Source organism: Bacteroides sp. PHL 2737, assembly GCF_004115325.2.
Classification (GTDB): domain Bacteria; phylum Bacteroidota; class Bacteroidia; order Bacteroidales; family Bacteroidaceae; genus Bacteroides; species Bacteroides hominis.
The window spans coordinates 1,817,313-1,836,641 of record NZ_CP040630.1 but is presented as its reverse complement, the minus strand read 5'-3'; the positions used below and the strand labels follow the sequence as shown (position 1 = coordinate 1,836,641).

Genomic DNA, 19,329 nt, shown 5'->3' with positions numbered 1-19,329 from the left:
ATCTTAACGCCGCATATCGTGTTCACCAAAAAGAGTCGGATAATCCTCCTCCATATTTTTATGTATAAACATGAGAATCGTTTCACGAAGCCAACGCGATTTATTCGTTATCTTATACTTATCCAGATAACGATCTACAATCTGCTGCTCATCTTCGCTTAGCAATATACTCATCCTGCGTTCCCGTTTAGGTTCGTCAAGAGTTGCCTTATTACACTTTTTATCTCTCTTTCTCATATTCTTTGCAAATTTACTTTTACTTCTGTAATTTCAAAGAAGAAAAAGAGTAAATTTGCAGAAAATAGTATGCTAAAATTATATGGCAGAACATAATCTGTTAGGAAAGGCCGGAGAAGATGCTGCTGTTCAATATCTGGAACAGCACGAATATACCATTCGTCATCGGAATTGGCGTAAGGGACATCTGGAACTGGACATTGTGGCAGCCCAAAACGGTGAACTGATAATTGTGGAAGTAAAGACACGTACCGACACGGACTTTGCATTACCTCAGGATGCTGTTACTCCACAGAAAATCAGGCGAACCGTAATCGCAGCCGATACATATATTAAGCTTTTCCAAATAGACGCATCTGTAAGATTTGATATTATTACTGTCGTAGGTAAAGCAGGAAATTTCAGAATTGAACATATAAAAGAGGCGTTTTACCCGCCATTATTTTAAATAGTATGAATATAGAATCAGCCAGAGAATACTGTCTTCAGAAAAAAGCAGTCACCGAATGCCTCCCATTCGATGAATACTCACTTGTACTGAAAGTGATGGATAAAATGTTCGCACTAATCGATTTGGAAGGAGCCAATATGATTGCTTTGAAATGTAATCCTGATTATGCCATCGAACTACGTGAACATTATTCAGCCATCGAAGGTGCTTATCATTTCAACAAAAAATATTGGAATCAGATTTTCTTTGACCGGGATGCCGACGATAAATTGATAAAACAGCTGATTGACCATTCTTACGAAGAAGTATTGAAGAAATTCACTAAAAAACTACGTGCCGAATATGATGCCCTTCCCTGAGTCTTTTCCTGTACCTTTGATTTATATCGAAGAGACAGACTCCACCAATCATTATTTAAACGATCTGTGCAATAAGCAAGATGTCAGTGAACTAACCACGGTAGTAGCTAACTACCAAACCTTGGGCAGAGGACAGCGAGGAAACAGTTGGGAATCGGAGAAAGGTAAGAATCTGATATTCAGCTTCGTACTTTATCCCACTTCTTTAGAAATCCGCAGACAATTTCTTCTATCTCAAATCATCTCTTTATCCATTAAGGAAGAACTCGACACATACGTTAAAGATATCTCTATTAAATGGCCGAACGATATCTACTGGAAAGAAAGAAAAATCTGCGGAATATTGATTGAAAATGATTTGATGGGAGTACATATCAGCCAAAGCATTGCAGGGATTGGTATCAATATTAACCAGGAAGAGTTTTTTAGCCCCGCCCCCAATCCTGTATCACTTAAACAAATCACCGGTCAAACTTACGAACTCTCCGGAATATTGGCAGGAGTTATGCAACGAATTATAGAATATTACAGCCTGCTTCAAAAAGGGGAGCACACTTATATAACCCACCGGTATCAGAAGGCGCTTTTCCGAAAAAAGGGTATGCATAAGTATTCCGATGCGAACGGAGAGTTTATAGCCAGAACCATAGAAGTTGAAGCCGACGGTCATCTTGTTTTGCAAGACGATACAGGCAAAATACGCCGATACGTATTTAAAGAGGTACAGCACATTTTATAATACTTCTTCTTTTTTTAGTTTAAAACATTACCTTTGCAATATTGTTTTAAATATAAAAACGTTTAATTTATGAAAATCAGATGCCTACTGTTAATATCCATATTAACACTACTGTTTGTCAGTTGTGAAGACTCCAATACCGAAAATAATTCAAAACTTGAGTTGTCGGAGTCATCTTTTCAAGATATTGACAGCGATGGAGTTACTCTAACCGTAAATATCACCAGCAGCGATTCGTGGGTAGCAGCAAGTTCTTCAACCTGGTGCAAGCTCGTACCCAATAAGGGAGCAAGTAATCAGCCACTCGGCATTGTTGTAGAGACTAACCTTGAAACGACTGAAAGAAGTGCAACGATTGCGGTAACTTCCAGTGGAATAAAAAAGGTCATAACCGTCACACAATTGGCAGCCGGACATTCAACCGATCCCGAAGCGTACCACTATGAACTTCCCATAATCTTCCACGTGCTATATAAGAATAGTTCCGACCCCAAACAGTACATTAGTCCAGACCGTTTAACTGACATATTAAAAACGGTCAACAAACTATATAAAGATAAGACCCAAAGTGTAGATATGAACCTAACCTTTACACTGGCATCTACAGATCCCAATGGGAAAACATTAACTTCTCCGGGAATAGAATATATACAATGGAAAGACGACTACCCCATTGACTGCGATAAATTCATGGAAGATGACACAACAAAAGGTGGAGTGGGATATGTAAATTATCTATGGGACCCCAACCGATACATTAACGTGATGATTTATAACTTTACAAATGACCCGCAGTCAAATACTACCACCTTAGGAATCTCTCATTTGGCATTCACAACTACAGGCAGCAACTCTCTGGAGGGGCTTAATGAAACAAAATATTCTTACTTGGAATTAAAGAATCTGAGTTTTCCGTATTGTGTCTCCATTAATAGTCTCTTCATTGACCAGCAATCTACTTCCACAGCCTACAACACTACTGACATTACAGTGACACTGGCGCATGAGTTGGGTCATTATTTAGGACTACACCACGTTTTTTCAGAAGATCCGGAAAGTAGTTGTAAAGATACAGACTATTGCAAGGATACACCCAGTTATGATAAGGATGCTTATGATATGACATATCAGTGGGCAATGGCAGGTAACATACCTGAGAAAGAGCTTTTTGCTTATCTTGTCAAACGCGAAAGTTGTGACGGTGCCCAGTTCATCTCCCATAACATTATGGATTACTCCGTCAGTTACTCCGACCAATTCACACAAGACCAATGCAACCGCATTCGTCATGTATTGACATATAGTCCGCTGATACCCGGACCTAAAAAAGAGCAAGCAAATACCCGAGCAGCTATCGGAGAAGTTCTTAAACTACCTATACGCACAATCAAATAATAGAAAAAGAGGTGAACAGATAGTTATCTGTTCACCTCTTTTTCTATCAACTGTATCTTATCAAGCGTCTTCCTTGCTTCTGTCGAAGGAAACCGGCTCACAACTTTCAGCAGATACTCTCTTGCTTTTCCGTATCCGTTACTCATCACCCGGCTTAAACCATCACGATAACGGGCATACTGCATACGTGTCGGAGCAGCTATCTTCTTATATTCATTCTCTATCCGTTGCTTCTCACGTTCCGCTTTCAAATATAAGTAGTTACCTATAAAAATATTGGCAGCAAGGTTATCAGCATCCAGCATCAACACTTTCTGATAAGTCTTCAAAGCCTCTGCTTCCTTACCCCGGCAAACTTCCATTTCGGCACAAGAGACAAGACAGTTTACATCGTTCGGTGATTTTTGCAGCAATTCTTTATAAAACAGATACGCCTTATCATAGCTGCGTGACTTCTTATAGAATGAAGCCAGCTCATTAGCAAACTTCGAGGCTACATCTGTATTCTTATCCACCCCGGTCCAGTAAAACATCTCGGCCTTTTCCACATTCGTATTCACGGCCTGACGGAACAGACTAATAGCTTGTTCCCACTGTTTATTATCAATGGCGGCTGATACTCTCTGCAGCATTTCTCCTGCCGATTGTGCTGAAAGCGCAAACGGAAGCGAAAACAACATGGAAAGAAATAAAGTCAGAGCTTTCATCTTATTCATACTTATTTAGTTAGGTTCCTACAAAGATAGAAATTATTCCGACTCACCGGTCGCTAAAAACCAATTAAATAACGTTATTGTTCTCTTCATTTTCAGATTCACCTTTTTTCGTGTAACTTTGCCCGTCCATGGATAAAATCTTTCATCTCAGCAGTGGTAACAGACGGATTCTGCAAATAGCCGTCCCTTCCATCATCTCCAATATAACCGTTCCGCTATTGGGGCTGATCGATGTTACTATTGTAGGTCATCTGGGGTCAGCAGCCTACATTGGTGCCATTGCCGTGGGAGGTATGCTGTTTAATATCATTTACTGGATATTCGGTTTTCTGCGGATGGGTACCAGTGGAATGACTTCTCAGGCATACGGCAAGCGCGATCTTGACGAAGTGACCCGACTCCTATTACGGTCGGTCGGTGTAGGACTGTTCATTGCTCTCTGCCTGATGCTTCTGCAATATCCCATACTAAAAGCGGCATTTACTTTTATCCAAACCTCCGATGAAGTGAAACGCCTTGCTACACTTTATTTCTATATCTGCATTTGGGGTGCTCCCGCCATGTTAGGGCTTTATGGCTTTGCCGGATGGTTTATCGGTATGCAAAACTCCCGTTTCCCGATGTACATCGCCATCACTCAAAATATAGTCAACATCGCAGCCAGCCTATGCTTTGTCTATCTGTTGGGTATGAAAGTAGAAGGCGTTGCGCTGGGTACTCTGATTGCCCAATATGCAGGTTTTTTCATGGCATTCCTGTTATGGCACCGATATTATGGGCAACTGCGAAAACGCATCCAATGGAAAGGCCTGCTGCAAAGACAGGCCATGTATCGTTTCTTCCAGGTAAATCGTGATATCTTTCTCCGTACTTTATGCCTGGTGGCGGTAACGATGTATTTTACCTCTGCCGGAGCAGCACAAGGAGAAGTTGTCCTGGCCGTAAACACACTACTTATGCAACTTTTTACTCTGTTCTCATATATCATGGATGGTTTTGCTTACGCAGGCGAAGCATTGGCAGGACGCTATATAGGTGCCGATAACCGGACGGAACTTCACCGCACTGTCCGCAGATTATTTGCCTGGGGTACCGGCCTTTCAATCGCTTTCACCCTACTTTATGGCATAGGAGGACAATCATTTCTCGGCTTACTCACCAACGAAGCGTCTGTTATCAATGAAGCAGAAACCTATTTCTATTGGGTATTGGCTATTCCTCTTGCCGGATTCTCGGCATTCCTTTGGGACGGCATCTTCATTGGTGCGACTGCAACACGCCAAATGCTCTATTCCATGTTTATAGCTTCGGCCAGTTTCTTCATTATCTATTACACATTTCATAACTCAATGGGTAACCATGCTCTATGGATGGCATTTATCGTCTATCTCTCTTCACGGGGATTCATACAAGCACTGCTCGCCAGAAAGATAATGCAACAAAAATAACTCTCAAAAGAATCTCGCTTTAAAACTATTCGTTTATCTTTGCAAAAAAAGAAATCATTAACAACCAACTCGTATGGCAAAATACAAAAGAATCCTGTTGAAGCTCAGCGGTGAGAGCCTGATGGGAGAAAAGCAATATGGCATCGATGAAAAACGATTGGCCGAATATGCCGCACAAATCAAAGAGATTCACGAACAAGGCGTACAAATAGGTATCGTCATCGGTGGTGGCAACATCTTCCGCGGACTGAGCGGAGCCAATAAAGGTTTCGATCGGGTGAAAGGCGACCAAATGGGAATGCTGGCCACTGTTATCAACAGCCTTGCACTCAGCTCGGCATTGGTTGCTGCCGGGGTGAAAGCACGCGTACTGACCGCAGTACGTATGGAACCCATCGGTGAGTTTTACAGCAAATGGAAAGCCATCGAATGTATGGAAAACGGCGAAATCGTGATCATGTCGGCAGGAACAGGAAATCCATTCTTCACTACCGATACCGGCTCTTCCCTCCGCGGCATTGAGACAGAAGCAGACGTAATGCTGAAAGGCACCCGTGTAGACGGTATCTACACTGCTGACCCGGAAAAAGACCCGACTGCTACAAAATTCGACACCATCACTTACGACGAAGTGTTGAAACGCGGATTGAAAGTGATGGATCTCACAGCTACATGTATGTGCAAGGAAAACAATCTGCCCATCGTGGTATTCGATATGGATACGGTAGGTAACCTGAAAAAAGTAATCACAGGAGAAGAGATTGGCACATTGGTACACAATTAGTCAATTCTCTAATCTGAAGAAATACAAATGGGTTAATAAGTGGACAGGATACGTTCACTTATTAACCCATTCTTCATTTATTCTCCAGTTTCCATTTCATCAGATAATTTCCCATCCTTCTCCAACAGTTCACGAGTCAGCAACTCTTCCGGGAAATAATAATGAAAAGGTATCCTATGACAGCGTTCTTCTTTTAGCCTCTTATTCAGCCTCCTTTCAGGAAGTGTATTTTCTTTTACCTTAAAACAGAAGCATATGATTCTTAAAATTTCATGTCTTCAACCCGTTTCTTTCATTAAAAGAGGCAGATCTCCGGACATGCATCCGGATATATTCCGCGCATACATACAGGATATACTCGGATATACGTCCGGAAAGACACTTGAATAAATCAAAGAGAACCTATTGTTTTATGAATACCAAGTGAAACATACTTTCCATTATTTTGCCTTAATAGCATATTAATGATATTCAATATAGAATATTAAATTAATGTACTAAAAACATGACCGATCATCAATATAAATCAAAGAGGTTCTTTACTAATTCCAATTTTGTACCGGATATCCGGTACAAAATCATTTTACAACAATTTTATAAAGCAATATGTTTGATTTTCACAACTACAAACTATATATTTGCGAGACAAGATTGAAAAAGACAGAGTTATTCGTTATCTGATCTAATAAAAAGTATTCATACTTTATGTAAAACCAGAAATAAAAATCTATATATTAATCTATAAATACACACAACATGGAATGGCCAAAAAGTAAAAATAACAAAATGGAAGAGCTATTGGAAAGAATGAGCCAATTTGAAGCTAATCTTGCTCAATTAATCTCAACCGGAATGCCCAATCACACTCCCTCTCCAGCTACCGATGAGGCGACATCCTCCCCCAATGAACAGGAACAACTTTCTCCCGAACAAGAAGAAGAAATGAAATTAAAAATCCAGGAGCTTCAACAAAAAGAAGAAGAGTTGAATCTACGTGCTGAAAAGTTGGATAAATTAGCAAAAGAACTTGAAGAACGGCAGCAGAACCTGGAGAATAGGAATCCAAACGATGAACGCTCCATAGAGCCTGCGACGCATCCCGATCACTCGTTCCCTTCTCAAATCGGAGATCAAATAAATGCATTAAAAAAACTATTGGAAGATTCTTCTTACAAAGATAAAATCATTAAGGATCTTCATGAAGAACTGCAAAGTCATAACCGGGATCTTCATGCGGAAATCGTAAAACCTCTTCTGAAAAACATGATAAAAATGCATGAACGACTCACGAAAACTTATAAGTTTTATGAAAATACGGAAGCTAAGAGTTCCCCTGAAACTTATACGAGATTATTGAGAGAAGTGGAAAATTGTAAACTGCATATTCAAGATATTCTGGAAGACGAATACGACTTAGAGTATTTTGAACCGACCATAGGCAGCGCATATTCACCTAAAGAGCAAACAGCCATCCGGACAGTGATCACTGATACTCCTGAACAGGCCGGCACTATTAAAGAATTTCATTACGGAGGCTTCCGAAATACTACCACAAACAAAATATTTCAACCCTCAACAGTCACTGTATATAAAAAATCAGAATAATCAACTCATCTAAAAAAAACTCTAAAAAGATAAATAACTATGGACAATACCAGAAGTGTATATGGTATCGATTTAGGTACCACCTACAGTTGCATTGCACAAGTAGATAAATTCGACCAAGCCATTGTTCTCCGCAATTTCGAAGGAGATGCCACTACTCCATCCGCTGTATATTTTGAGGATATGGACCATGTTGTCGTGGGAAAAGAAGCCAAAGGTATGTTGGCCACTGAACCTACCAAAACGGCAGTATTCATAAAACGCCATATAGGTGTAGATGACAGTTTCGATAAAAACACAAACGAATTTCCCTATCATTACGACCCAACAGAAATTTCGGCTTTCATCTTAAAAAAACTGGTTAAAGATGCCAACGATTTAGGAGATAATCCGGAACCGATCAAAGATGTCGTTATCACTTGTCCGGCCTATTTTGGAACCAAAGAGCGTATGCAAACCAAACAGGCCGGAGAAATAGCCGGCTTAAATGTACTTTCTATCATCAATGAGCCTACGGCTGCCGCGATCTCTTACGGTGTAAAGACAGATCAGAAAAAAACGGTTTTAGTATACGACCTCGGAGGCGGAACATTTGACGTTACCCTGATTAATGTGAACGGTGGTGCCATTAAAGTAATAGCCACAGGTGGAGACCATCATTTAGGAGGAGTAGACTGGGATACCGCATTAGCTGAATATATGCTGGCAGCTTTTAACGAACAAAATAACACTTCTTATTCGTTCGAAGACCGATTAGACCTAAAATATGAGTTGTTATTACTTGCAGAAGACAAGAAAAAAGTATTGACAGCCAAGCAGACAGCGAAAGCAACTTACCAATATGAAGGCAATTCCGCACGTATAGAAATTAGCCGTGAGTTATTCAATTCGCTGACAGAAAGGAAACTGGACGAAACGATTGATGCCACCAAGAAGGTCATTGCTATTGCCAAAGAAAAAGGTTACAATAATATTGATGAAATACTGTTGGTGGGAGGTAGCAGCCGCATGCCACAAATAAAGGAACGGGTAGATAAAGAATTCAATTGTGATGCCAAACTAACCGACCCGGATGAATGTGTAGCCAAAGGAGCGGCAATTTATGCTATGAATGCCGCCTATTCACAAGCAGTTCGCGACTATGAAGAAGGAGAAAGTGATGATAAACCGGCTCCTCTCCGTGGAGATCGTACCACAGTGGTCAATGTCACCAGTAAAACATATGGTACCGACGTAATCATTGAAGGACAAAGCATGGTGCAAAACCTCATTTTTGCAAATAGTTCGTTACCCACAAAACGAATTGAAACCTTTACTACTTCTATTCCTAACCAACGAGGTGTATCTGTGAAAGTATTTGAAAGTGATTTCACAAATATGGAAACAGAAAGTATCGTGGAAGAAAGATTCTGCACACTAATTGACGACCATACGCTTAAACTGAGCAAAGACTGGCCTCAAGGTACCCAGATTTCAGTTACATATCAGATTGACCAGGAAGGTATCTTGCACGGATTAGCTTATGTAGAAAATGATAAACTTGAATTCGATCTCAAAATCACCGGTGTAAAATGTGAAGAAGAACTCAGAAAATCAAAAGCAATCATCGACAAAGCATCAGTAGAGTAAAAAACAGAACAAAGCAGAACCCTATAAATGGATAAGACTTTATTAAAACTGGAAATCGGCAAGTGGAACGAAGCTTGTCGATTTCTTAAAAGCAAACAAACAGAACTCTCTACAGCAGAATGGACTGCTATAGAGACACTGGCCGACTATTGGCGAAAAAAATTTGATCCGGATGCTACCAGCGAATGCATGGACCTGATAAGCACTCTTGAACAATCGGATAAATTACACAGCAATAATAAAGAAATTATTGTATGGAGTAAAGAGTTTCGTACGATCGCCAGGAAATATTACACTAAAGACGAAACTACATTTTTAGTATTCCAAAATGCGTTAAAGGAATTATATCAGAGTTCTGCACCCCGCTCTTCGGCTCCTCTTCAGACACCTGCCAACAGTGAATCTCAAAATATCATATTAAAACAAAATGCCAAAAAATGGGCAAGTACTTATTCGCAGTTATACGAGAATCAGAATGAACTGGACCGAGATGAATGGAATGCTGTCCGTTTCTTAGCCAATTTCTGGAAAAACGGTACATTTAACGAAACGTCCCGAAAAGAATGTGAGCAGTATATCTCCATTCTAATCGCATCAGACAAATTGCATAGCAATAACAAAAACATCATTACCTGGAGCAAAGATTTTCGTGGAATAGCCAAAACATATTATACAAAAGATTCTAAAACTTTTGAGGACTTCAAAAAGTTCATGACGAAATATACCCGCGAAAACCCGATACAAGAAAGAGCCCCTCAGGAAAGAATACCACAAACTCCTCCCCGGCAAACCTCCCCTTCCATTGAAATAACCGGATTGGTAATTGCCAATACTGACGAAAAAGGTGATCCCATTCCTTCGAATCAGGCCGAGCTCGATACTCGTAGCTGCTATTTACAGCCTCGAATTGATTATCGAGTATTAAGAGGAGGGAGCAGTGTAGATATATGGTACAAATTATACGCTCCCGACAGGACACTCATGACAGCCAGCAACAGCAAGTCCGGTTATACGTGGTATGGCAATGTCCCTCTCACAGGTTCCCGATCTGCATATCCCTTGAATGGCTTCGGAAGTATGTCTGGAAATGTATTCTCCGCCGGCCAATGGATTATTGAGTTCTTTGAGAATGATCTGCAAATTGCAACGTACACATTCACAATCAAACAATACCGGGCCTCTACCCCGCCCCCGCAGTCACGGGTAACGCCGCCGCCTCCTCCAAGAACCCCATCTAACCGACGAACATCTACAGTTCCGCCTAAAAAGGGGCACGGAGGTTTGTGGTCGTTCCTGATTATCACCGCTATCATAGGCTTTTGCGGCTATCAATATTGGTATAAACCTATGGCCATTGATCGGGACGCAGAGCGTACCTATGTATACGTATCCAGCTTGCTGCAACGTTCCGATAAAAATGCAAATGTAGAATATAATCGTATCCAATCTCTGCCCTATGGTTCGGAGCTCATCACTTACCAAAAAGAAGGAGATGGATGGTCATACATTAAAGCCAATGAGAAAAAAGGATATGTATCTACCAATTACACCCTAAGTAAGGCTGATTTTGAATTGTTGAATAACTTATGGGGAAGCAAAGAAGCTATGGAAGGAGCACCGACAGCAAAATGTCGGCTGGCACTCGTAGACTTTATAAAGAAAAACAACTATAAAACAGGGACGGGACAATGGCAGTTGTTTGCACAGCCCATAGAAGTCAAACCTAACGCAGTACTTTACCCCCGCCTGGCTAACGGATATACGAAGTTTACAGAATTTGCGTTTATCTTATCCAACACCTCCACACACGAAGGCGTACTGGCTATTTATTCGTTTGCAGATGACGAAACTCCCGTTTTTATATATCAAGAGCAAACAACAGAAAATGCCCAAATAAAAGATATTAAATATTATCCATGGAAAACAGATAAATATAAAGTTATCTATGCTACCCCAAATGCTACGGTTAGTCGCTCGCCTCAACTCCCAACCAACCAGCAGCCGTCAAAAACAAAGAGCGAGAACGGACTAAAAATAACGAAGGCACTTTTTGGAAACACTGATAAAAGTTACAATGTTCTTACTCAATTTGGGACACAGCTCCCCACCACCACTCAGTACTTGTCTCCACGTATTTTCTATGAAAATCCTGCGGGGAAGAGTTCAGCGGTCATCAAATATAAAATTATCACTCCACAGGGGAACTTAATGACTGGAACAGGATCACCCTCCGGATATACTAATGAACAAAAAGTAACTCTAAACAGATCCGGATATATTAATTTAGCCGGTTGGGGAAATACAACCGGAGATGCGTACACTTCTGGAACTTACCGGATAGAATTCTGGTCCGAAGGACAATTATTGTATTCAACCGGAGTGCAAATTCAGGGCAATTCAGAAAAGGCTGTAACCGTTTCTTCAAAACCTGTTGAGTGTCCCATCAAGATCCGAACAATGTTATTTGCCAACTCAAACGATAAAGGGACCATTTTAGAAGATTATGGGAAGCCGCTTTACGGAAATAAATTACAATACCTGAAACCAAAGATTATTTATTCAAGTCTAAACGGGGCCAGAAACATTACATTGTATGCCAAAATCTATCGTCCCAATGGTGTACTCATTGCCAACAAGAACTCGCCGAACGGATACACTTACAAGCATGGTATATATACACCTGCTGTCGGAGCTGATAACAATGTTTCTTATTTAACAAGCTGGGGAAGTCCAGAGTGTGACGTGTATTCTCCAGGTACTTATCAGTACGAGATATGGTACGAGGGAAGTAAAATCTTCTCCTGCCAAGTAATTGTACACTAAGCATAATACAATGAAAAAGAAAATTATACGGTATCTAATAATATCGCATCTAACATTTATCCTTTCTATAGGCGGTATGGCAGTAGCTTTCTACTACTACCATACTGCCCAAATGGCACAAATTAAGAATGCGAACATTCTTCTCATCTCAAAAGATGAAATGAAATTACGCTTAATAGACTATAAGGGCCAAGAATTATTCACTGCCGACATAGCTTGTGGGAAGAATTATGGCAATAAGGAAAAACAAGGAGATTTAAAAACTCCTGAAGGAACTTTTAAAATAATCGATATCCAAGATGCTTCTAAATGGAAACACGATTTTGGAGATGGGAAAGGTGAAATAGAGGGTGCATACGGTAATCATTTCATCCGGTTAGAAACACCCGGACATAAAGGAATTGGGATTCATGGCACCCACGACCCATTATCTATTGGGACCCGAGCGACCGAAGGATGCATTCGAATCAAAAATTCAGAATTAGAGCGATTAGTATCTTTAATCCGAGTGCCGACAACTGTTATCATCACGCCTGCTGTAAAAGACATAAAACCCAGTAAATAACAAACTGATGAAAACATTCAAACGATTCCTGTTCATTTGTATCGGACTATTCATTATAGTCCTCTCTACCCAAGCTTTGGAAAAGTATGAAGTGACCGCCAATACTTTTCTAAACATACGTAGTCATGGAAGCACAAATGCTCCTGTCATCGGAACAATAAATCATGGGGGAATCGTAAATGTAGAATCAATAGATGGCGAATGGGCAAAGATATCCTTCAATGGCGGATATGGATACGTAAGTACGGCCTACATACGACCTGTTACTCCAACACCTCCCGCAAAAGCTCCAACAAATACATTCAGCGACTGGTTTCGACAAACAAATTATGATTGCCGCCCTTTAGTTTATATCATATTAGGACTTTCTATTGTGCTATTCATCCTTAGAATGCGTCGTGGAGAAAGTACTCCGCTGGAAGACACCGAACATACGATAAACCTCAGTTTATTCATTGCCGTCTGTTTGTTAGAACTATTTTATGTGTTTTCAATGGGCGCAAATAGTATTTGGTTTTGCACTCCCGATAAAATAGGATGGCTATGGACCATCATTAATTTCTTTATATTCGGTGCAGTTGTATTTAATCAATGGATGTGTTTTTTCAATACCTTGAATGATGTGCAATACAATTCCTACGCAACTTTCAATTGGACATGGGGAATATATACTTGGGGCATCTGTATCATAGGCGCTATCATTTGTGGCTTTTTCTTTGCAGGCTTTTTGCCTATGATAGGAATTGGATTTCTTGTCGGACAATCTGTGCAAACAGGTATTATTTTCAATAAAGTACTTCCCAAAGGTGGATGGAAACATGCGTGTATCTGTACATTAACTTATTTAATTGGTTCAACAGCCACTGTCTTAATTGTAGCTCATTTCCTCATCCTTTTACTAATTGTATTAATCGCTCTCTTTCTGCTTTCACTTTTAGGAAAATCATCTTCTTCATCCGGCGGTAAAAGATGCTCCAATTGTAGTCACCTCAGTGGTTCCAGTTGTAACTTAAGCGGACGTTATATCAGCAGCCCGTCTACCACCTATTGCGATAATTACCAATAATACTATTTAGAAAGAGAAACGTCAGGCAATGCATTTCTCTCTATAGATAGTTGCAGATAACCAAAAAATAATCTACTTTTGTTTTCAAAATTAATCAAAGTGCCAATTTTATAAAGACTTAATAAGATGGTAGACGTAAAAACGATTATCGAAGAATCACAAGAGAAGATGGATATGGCAGTGATGTATCTGGAAGAAGCACTGGCACACATCCGCGCCGGAAAAGCAAGCACACGCCTGCTGGATGGTATCCGTGTAGACTCTTACGGAAGCATGGTGCCCATCAGCAACGTAGCTGCCGTAACCACTCCCGATGCACGCAGCATCACGATTAAACCTTGGGATAAAAGCATGTTCCGGGTTATTGAAAAAGCCATTATCGACTCCGATCTCGGTATCATGCCGGAGAATAACGGTGAAATTATCCGCATCGGCATCCCCCCTCTTACCGAGGAACGCCGTAAACAACTTGCCAAACAGTGTAAAGCTGAAGGCGAGACAGCTAAAGTAAGTATCCGCAACGCGCGCCGCGACGGTATAGATGCACTGAAAAAAGCTGTAAAAGACGGTTTGGCTGAAGATGAACAAAAGAATGCAGAAGCTAAACTGCAGAAGGTTCATGATAAGTACATCGCCAAGATTGAAGAAATGCTGGCTGAAAAGGACAAAGAAATTATGACCGTATAATTCTAAATTACAAGTTACGAGCTACGAGTGCAGTGCACAAGCACAGCCTCTCCAATCATTTCTTATAGCTCGTAACTTGTAATTTGCAGTTTATAAAACATGAAGGGATTAGTAATAAAGAATACAGGTAGCTGGTATCAGGTGAAAACCGATGACGGGCAGCTGGTTGAATGCAAGATCAAAGGTAATTTTCGGCTGAAAGGCATACGGAGTACAAATCCCGTTGCCGTAGGTGACCGTGTACAAATCATACTCAACCAGGAAGGAACGGCCTTTATCAATGAGATAGAAGACCGGAAAAATTACATCATCCGCCGTTCATCGAACCTCTCCAAACAATCGCATATTCTTGCAGCCAACCTCGACCAATGTATGCTGGTGGTGACTATTAACTATCCCGAAACTTCAACCACCTTCATCGACCGTTTTTTGGCGTCGGCAGAAGCCTACCGTGTACCGGTGAAGATTCTTTTCAACAAAGTGGATGCTTATGATGAAGACGAACTGCATTATCTGGACAGCCTCATCACCCTCTATACCCAAATAGGTTACCCTTGTTTTAAAATATCCGCACTGACCGGTGAAGGAGTCGATGCCATACGCGAGGAACTGAAAGGCCGGGTAACCCTCTTCTCCGGACATTCGGGAGTGGGCAAATCAACCCTCATCAATGCCCTTGTCCCAGGGCTGGAAGTCAAGACCGCAGAGATATCAGCTTATCACAACAAAGGAATGCACACCACCACTTTCTCCGAAATGTTCCCCGTCCCCGGCAACGGATATATCATCGATACACCCGGTATCAAAGGTTTCGGCACTTTTGATATGGAAGAGGAAGAGATAGGCCATTACTTCCCCGAAATATTCAAGACTTCGGCAGACTGCAAATATGGAAACTGCACACACCGTCAAGAACCCGGTTGTGCTGTTCGGAAAGCGGTAGAAGAGCACTACATCAGCGAATCACGCTATACTTCCTATCTGAGTATGCTTGAGGATAAGGAGGAAGGAAAATACCGCGCAGCATACTGAATCTCTGCTATTTTTCAGAGAATATTCTTTATTCTATTTTAATGCTTCACTTAGCAGAGTAACTGCTTCTCCTACAAAAAATACGTTTCGATCTTCCATCTTCCACCTTTTTCCACTTACTCCATTAATAATCAATGCAATGACATGGTGGAAGATCGCATTTTCAGCCTGTTTATCTTCCACCCGCATCTTCCATCTTCCACCCGTTAACTTGAGCGCCATCCAATCGTTAAGACACTGATAAGCAACACTAAGGAACGTATTTATTAACTGAATACATTGTTTAAAGCATTGTGCTTTCCTTTACTGTTTAGTCGAAAATGATCCGCTCTTCATCCCATCCCCGCTACCCAGGCCCATGAGCCCGTATACTCGGGCTTATAAGCCCGCATACCAAGGCCCATGAGCCCGCATACCAGGGCCGGAATAAGCAAACGGAGATTCATCATAACATACTTGTATACAATAGTTTAATATCAAAAACAAATACCGTTGGTTAGTTCGTAATCCGCGAAGAAGAAGAAAAGAACCGTCGCACTTTATCAGGAGGATGATTCGATGGCTGTTACAATAAGTCCTGACCCTTTTACTAAAAAGATAATGAGGCTTTCATATGTATACAGATTACCCCGGATATGGTTCGCTCCATCGGAGAGAGTTTATCGTTTATCTCCGAAAGTATAACAGGCCCGTCAGTGACCGACACCTTCATCAAACGCGAAAATACAGCATTGATTTATAATAGAAGGGATACAGCAAGAGAAAGCGTAACTACTCAGGTATCAACAGAGTGCATACTATTCGTCTCACTATTCAATAACAGCAAGAATGGCATTGCATACCACCTTTTTTAATTAGTTAATTAAAAATAAAAAAAATCTTTTTGGAGGATGTTCATATAAAAAAAGTCATATATTAACAAAATAATAATTTTATTATTACTGAAAACCAAGAAACCTTACTAATTATGAAAATACTTTTTTCCCTAGACGTCTCCAACCAGCGACAAGTTGACTTTTGTAATAGAATACTAAAGATTCTGGATAATAAAGATGATAGCAATGATATTACCCTTATATGTAAATCTCAAAATCATCTCAGTGATTATCTATATATCCCCCCGTCAAGTCATATAAAAACAGAAGAAGCAGAGATTATTCTTACTTATGGCAAAACAGGTTTGAGCCACATTAGTCAATTTGCAAGAAAATCAAATATCCCAATCATACACTTCATAAATACAGAGTATTTAAAAGACGAATATTTAAGTGAAGACCAACAAGTAGAAAAAATAATACTTTGTGATTGCTTCAATCAGCTCTTGGAGAGTTTCTTTCAAAAAGACAAAATGTTTGTCTTACCATATTTTTCTATACCAGTCGTTACTAAAAATGTAGAAATAAGAAATAAAAATAGCCCCAAACTATTAATAGCTATCGCACACCCTAACCTTAAAAATTCACCGGTCTATTATATCAGTAACTTATTAAATATTTTATCAGACTATAGAATCACAATACTTTATAATGGAGATCCTCTTATCCCTATATTCAATTCTAATATTACACTTATCAATGTAAAAGAATCGAATATCGAAAAAGTAATTCTATCAAATGATATAATCATCGGGGATGGTATTTCTATTTACACAGGAATAATGTTAGGTAAACCATGTATCGTGATTGGAGAGCAAGGATATGGAGGACTTATCACACCCCAAAACCTCAGCCAACAATTCGCTAATAAGTTTCAGGGACGGATAGGGGGAAGCTTAAACGAATACATCCCTTTGAATTTGATCATGAACGATATTCAATATGTACAAAATACAGAAAAGAGCAAAAACATAGACTGCATTATTATTAAAAACAAAGAATTGTTGGACAATGAGTATCGCCAAACCCAGCAATCGCTTAACGACTTAATTTTAGAAGTAGCAGCCAACCACAAACAATTATATACGTTCCCTATGGAAATTCACCTTAGGTTATCGGATGCTTTTCACCTTATTAAATTTTCTGATACCAAATTTGTATTAGCTTATACAGCCAACAACAAAGTCCATTCAAGTTTTGGTAAAGAAGAAGCTGAAATTATAGCCCTTTTTAAAAGAAGTTGCTTAATAAAAGATGCTATAAATATGAGTCCATACAAAAAGGAACCTAAAATATTTGTGGAGTTTATCCAAATGCTGTTTAATGAAAAAATACTGATAGCATGAACGTAAATAAACCCACAACAGAAAAGAAACTCATCGATTTAAATAATGATATTATTCATAACTTCGATGTAAGTATCGTTATGTCTTTCTATAAAAGATATACAGAGTTCAAAAAAGTATTACCACATAATGCACCCTATTTACAACGAAACGGTATTGAGGTAATCATTGTCCTGGACGACCCCGATGAAAAGTCAGAACTTCTAATGCTGCTTCAAAATTATCCATTCATAAATTGGAAGCTAATTATTAATGAACGAAAACATGCTCCTCGCAACCATGCTTCCGTACTAAATGTAGGACTCAAGCATGCTACCAAAAAGTATATCCTACAAATAGATCCTGAAGTAGAATTCCTCACTGATATTATATGGCAAATGAGAGATGCCATAGAGAAATATCCCATGCACTATATCCTCGCAATGATGGCATATGTACCCTATGAGCAGGAACTTACAGAAAATAATATAAAAGAGTTGGATTTTATCCCGTGGGGTAATTTGATGGTAGAACGTAACCATCTATACAAATTACATGGTTATGATGAAACATTCATCACATGGGGTGGAGAAGATAATAATATGCGTGCACGGTTGGATATGTCTGGTATCAAAAAATTCATCCTCCCAGAGGCAAAGACTATTCATCGGGAAAAAAATTATGATCCCAACGAACGCTCTAAACGTATCAATAAACATAGCATTTCAGATTGGAGAAAAATGAATTATCCTTCGGAAGCAATTGCTAACAAAGATATTTGGGGAAGTGAATTTAACAAAGTCATTTACGACTGGCAAGACAATCAATATGCAAAAGACTTGTGCTATACATATCTACAGCAATTTATCGGTTTCGAAATCAGACACCCCGCCGCATTTCGGAAAAGGCATAAAAAGATAGTCCTCTGCCAAGCGTACAACGAAGAAAAACTGATAGAAGGTTTTCTAACAAATATGGCAAGCTATTTTGACGGTATCATTTTGCTGGATGATGAAAGTACGGATCGAACTTGGGATTTAGCAATCCATGACAAAATTTTATTAAAAGTGAAAAAGAAAAGAAGTGGGTTCAACGATTTAGAGAATAGAAATATATTACTCGATTTAAGTGCCTTCTTCCAATCCGAATGGTTTTGTTTTATGGATATTGACGAAAGATTTGATGAGAGATTTACCAATTTCTCAGAATTTGAGAATAATAAAGAGATACATGTGGTAAGTTTTAGGGCTGTGTATTTATGGAACGATGAACAAAGTTATAAAGGTGATATTCCGAGTTCTAACAAAGGTATCCTCACAGTTTACCGAATGTTCAGACCTATAGGGCATACTCACATAAACACCCATAAAAAATTGCACTTCATAGCGACTCCGTATTTCACGAACACATGGCAAAGCAATATATTATTTAAAGACTATGGATCCATGAAAGAAAATGATCGAATTAGAAAATATGAAAGGTATATACAAGAAGACCAACAAAAGGACATGTCGTCAGGGTATGATTACTTATTGAATAGCGAAAATCTATATCAATTGGATAAAATTGAAGAATATTAAAAATACGGTTTCC

The 19,329-nt window shown here is 39.6% G+C and carries 17 protein-coding genes; 15 read left to right on the top strand and 2 right to left on the bottom strand.

The annotated features are described in order from the left end of the window. Window positions 1-3 precede the first annotated feature (3 nt). A complete protein-coding gene (locus tag DBK98_RS07590) occupies window positions 4-237 on the bottom strand; it encodes a hypothetical protein (protein WP_005775389.1) in 234 nt (77 codons plus the stop codon). Between the two features lie 82 nt (window positions 238-319). Here DBK98_RS07590 and DBK98_RS07585 point away from each other — a divergent pair, with 82 nt between their 5' ends. From DBK98_RS07585 to DBK98_RS07570, 4 genes are all read left to right on the top strand, one after another. Then, window positions 320-685 (top strand): YraN family protein, encoded by a 366-nt coding sequence (locus DBK98_RS07585; protein ID WP_032536923.1) that lies wholly within the window; start codon window positions 320-322, stop codon window positions 683-685. Between the two features lie 5 nt (window positions 686-690). After that, on the top strand, window positions 691-1,047 hold the full coding sequence (locus DBK98_RS07580) for an MmcQ/YjbR family DNA-binding protein (protein ID WP_005775387.1): 357 nt from the start codon (window positions 691-693) through the stop codon (window positions 1,045-1,047). Further along, a complete protein-coding gene (locus DBK98_RS07575; protein ID WP_032530230.1) occupies window positions 1,031-1,786 on the top strand; it encodes a biotin--[acetyl-CoA-carboxylase] ligase in 756 nt (251 codons plus the stop codon). Before DBK98_RS07580 ends, DBK98_RS07575 begins: the two co-directional genes overlap by 17 nt. Before the next feature lie 69 nt (window positions 1,787-1,855). Continuing rightward, window positions 1,856-3,181 (top strand): zinc-dependent metalloproteinase lipoprotein, encoded by a 1,326-nt coding sequence (locus tag DBK98_RS07570; protein WP_032536922.1) that lies wholly within the window; start codon window positions 1,856-1,858, stop codon window positions 3,179-3,181. Between the two features lie 23 nt (window positions 3,182-3,204). On the opposite strand, the gene DBK98_RS07565 is transcribed toward DBK98_RS07570, so the two are convergent. Next, window positions 3,205-3,888: a lipopolysaccharide assembly protein LapB gene (locus tag DBK98_RS07565; RefSeq protein WP_032536931.1), complete on the bottom strand. Its 684-nt coding sequence runs from the start codon at window positions 3,886-3,888 to the stop codon at window positions 3,205-3,207. Window positions 3,889-4,025: 137 nt separating this feature from the next. Between DBK98_RS07565 and DBK98_RS07560 the strand changes: the two genes are divergently transcribed. The 11 genes from DBK98_RS07560 (at window position 4,026) to DBK98_RS07510 (ending at window position 19,316) form a co-directional block, all read left to right on the top strand. Beyond that, window positions 4,026-5,345: an MATE family efflux transporter gene (locus tag DBK98_RS07560; RefSeq protein WP_005775382.1), complete on the top strand. Its 1,320-nt coding sequence runs from the start codon at window positions 4,026-4,028 to the stop codon at window positions 5,343-5,345. 73 nt (window positions 5,346-5,418) lie between these two features. Then, the gene (pyrH, locus tag DBK98_RS07555) at window positions 5,419-6,129 is read left to right on the top strand and encodes a UMP kinase (RefSeq protein WP_032536921.1); all 711 of its coding nucleotides are present in this window, start codon (window positions 5,419-5,421) and stop codon (window positions 6,127-6,129) included. A gap of 756 nt (window positions 6,130-6,885) precedes the next feature. Beyond that, window positions 6,886-7,734, top strand: a complete 849-nt coding sequence (locus DBK98_RS07550) for a nucleotide exchange factor GrpE (RefSeq protein ID WP_005801465.1) — start codon at window positions 6,886-6,888, stop codon at window positions 7,732-7,734. 39 nt (window positions 7,735-7,773) lie between these two features. After that, window positions 7,774-9,363, top strand: a complete 1,590-nt coding sequence (locus DBK98_RS07545; protein ID WP_005775379.1) for an Hsp70 family protein — start codon at window positions 7,774-7,776, stop codon at window positions 9,361-9,363. Between the two features lie 27 nt (window positions 9,364-9,390). Continuing rightward, on the top strand, window positions 9,391-12,186 hold the full coding sequence (locus DBK98_RS07540) for an SH3 domain-containing protein (RefSeq protein ID WP_005810550.1): 2,796 nt from the start codon (window positions 9,391-9,393) through the stop codon (window positions 12,184-12,186). A gap of 10 nt (window positions 12,187-12,196) precedes the next feature. Beyond that, window positions 12,197-12,751 (top strand): L,D-transpeptidase, encoded by a 555-nt coding sequence (locus tag DBK98_RS07535; RefSeq protein WP_005823302.1) that lies wholly within the window; start codon window positions 12,197-12,199, stop codon window positions 12,749-12,751. A 7-nt stretch (window positions 12,752-12,758) separates the two neighbouring features. Continuing rightward, window positions 12,759-13,817 (top strand): SH3 domain-containing protein, encoded by a 1,059-nt coding sequence (locus DBK98_RS07530; RefSeq protein ID WP_005823301.1) that lies wholly within the window; start codon window positions 12,759-12,761, stop codon window positions 13,815-13,817. A 126-nt stretch (window positions 13,818-13,943) separates the two neighbouring features. Continuing rightward, window positions 13,944-14,504, top strand: a complete 561-nt coding sequence (gene frr, locus DBK98_RS07525; RefSeq protein WP_005775374.1) for a ribosome recycling factor — start codon at window positions 13,944-13,946, stop codon at window positions 14,502-14,504. A 99-nt stretch (window positions 14,505-14,603) separates the two neighbouring features. Next, the gene (gene rsgA, locus DBK98_RS07520; protein ID WP_005775373.1) at window positions 14,604-15,536 is read left to right on the top strand and encodes a ribosome small subunit-dependent GTPase A; all 933 of its coding nucleotides are present in this window, start codon (window positions 14,604-14,606) and stop codon (window positions 15,534-15,536) included. Window positions 15,537-16,503: 967 nt separating this feature from the next. Continuing rightward, on the top strand, window positions 16,504-17,757 hold the full coding sequence (locus DBK98_RS07515; protein WP_005810554.1) for a hypothetical protein: 1,254 nt from the start codon (window positions 16,504-16,506) through the stop codon (window positions 17,755-17,757). Beyond that, a complete protein-coding gene (locus tag DBK98_RS07510) occupies window positions 17,754-19,316 on the top strand; it encodes a glycosyltransferase family 2 protein (RefSeq protein WP_005810555.1) in 1,563 nt (520 codons plus the stop codon). Before DBK98_RS07515 ends, DBK98_RS07510 begins: the two co-directional genes overlap by 4 nt. Window positions 19,317-19,329 lie beyond the last annotated feature (13 nt).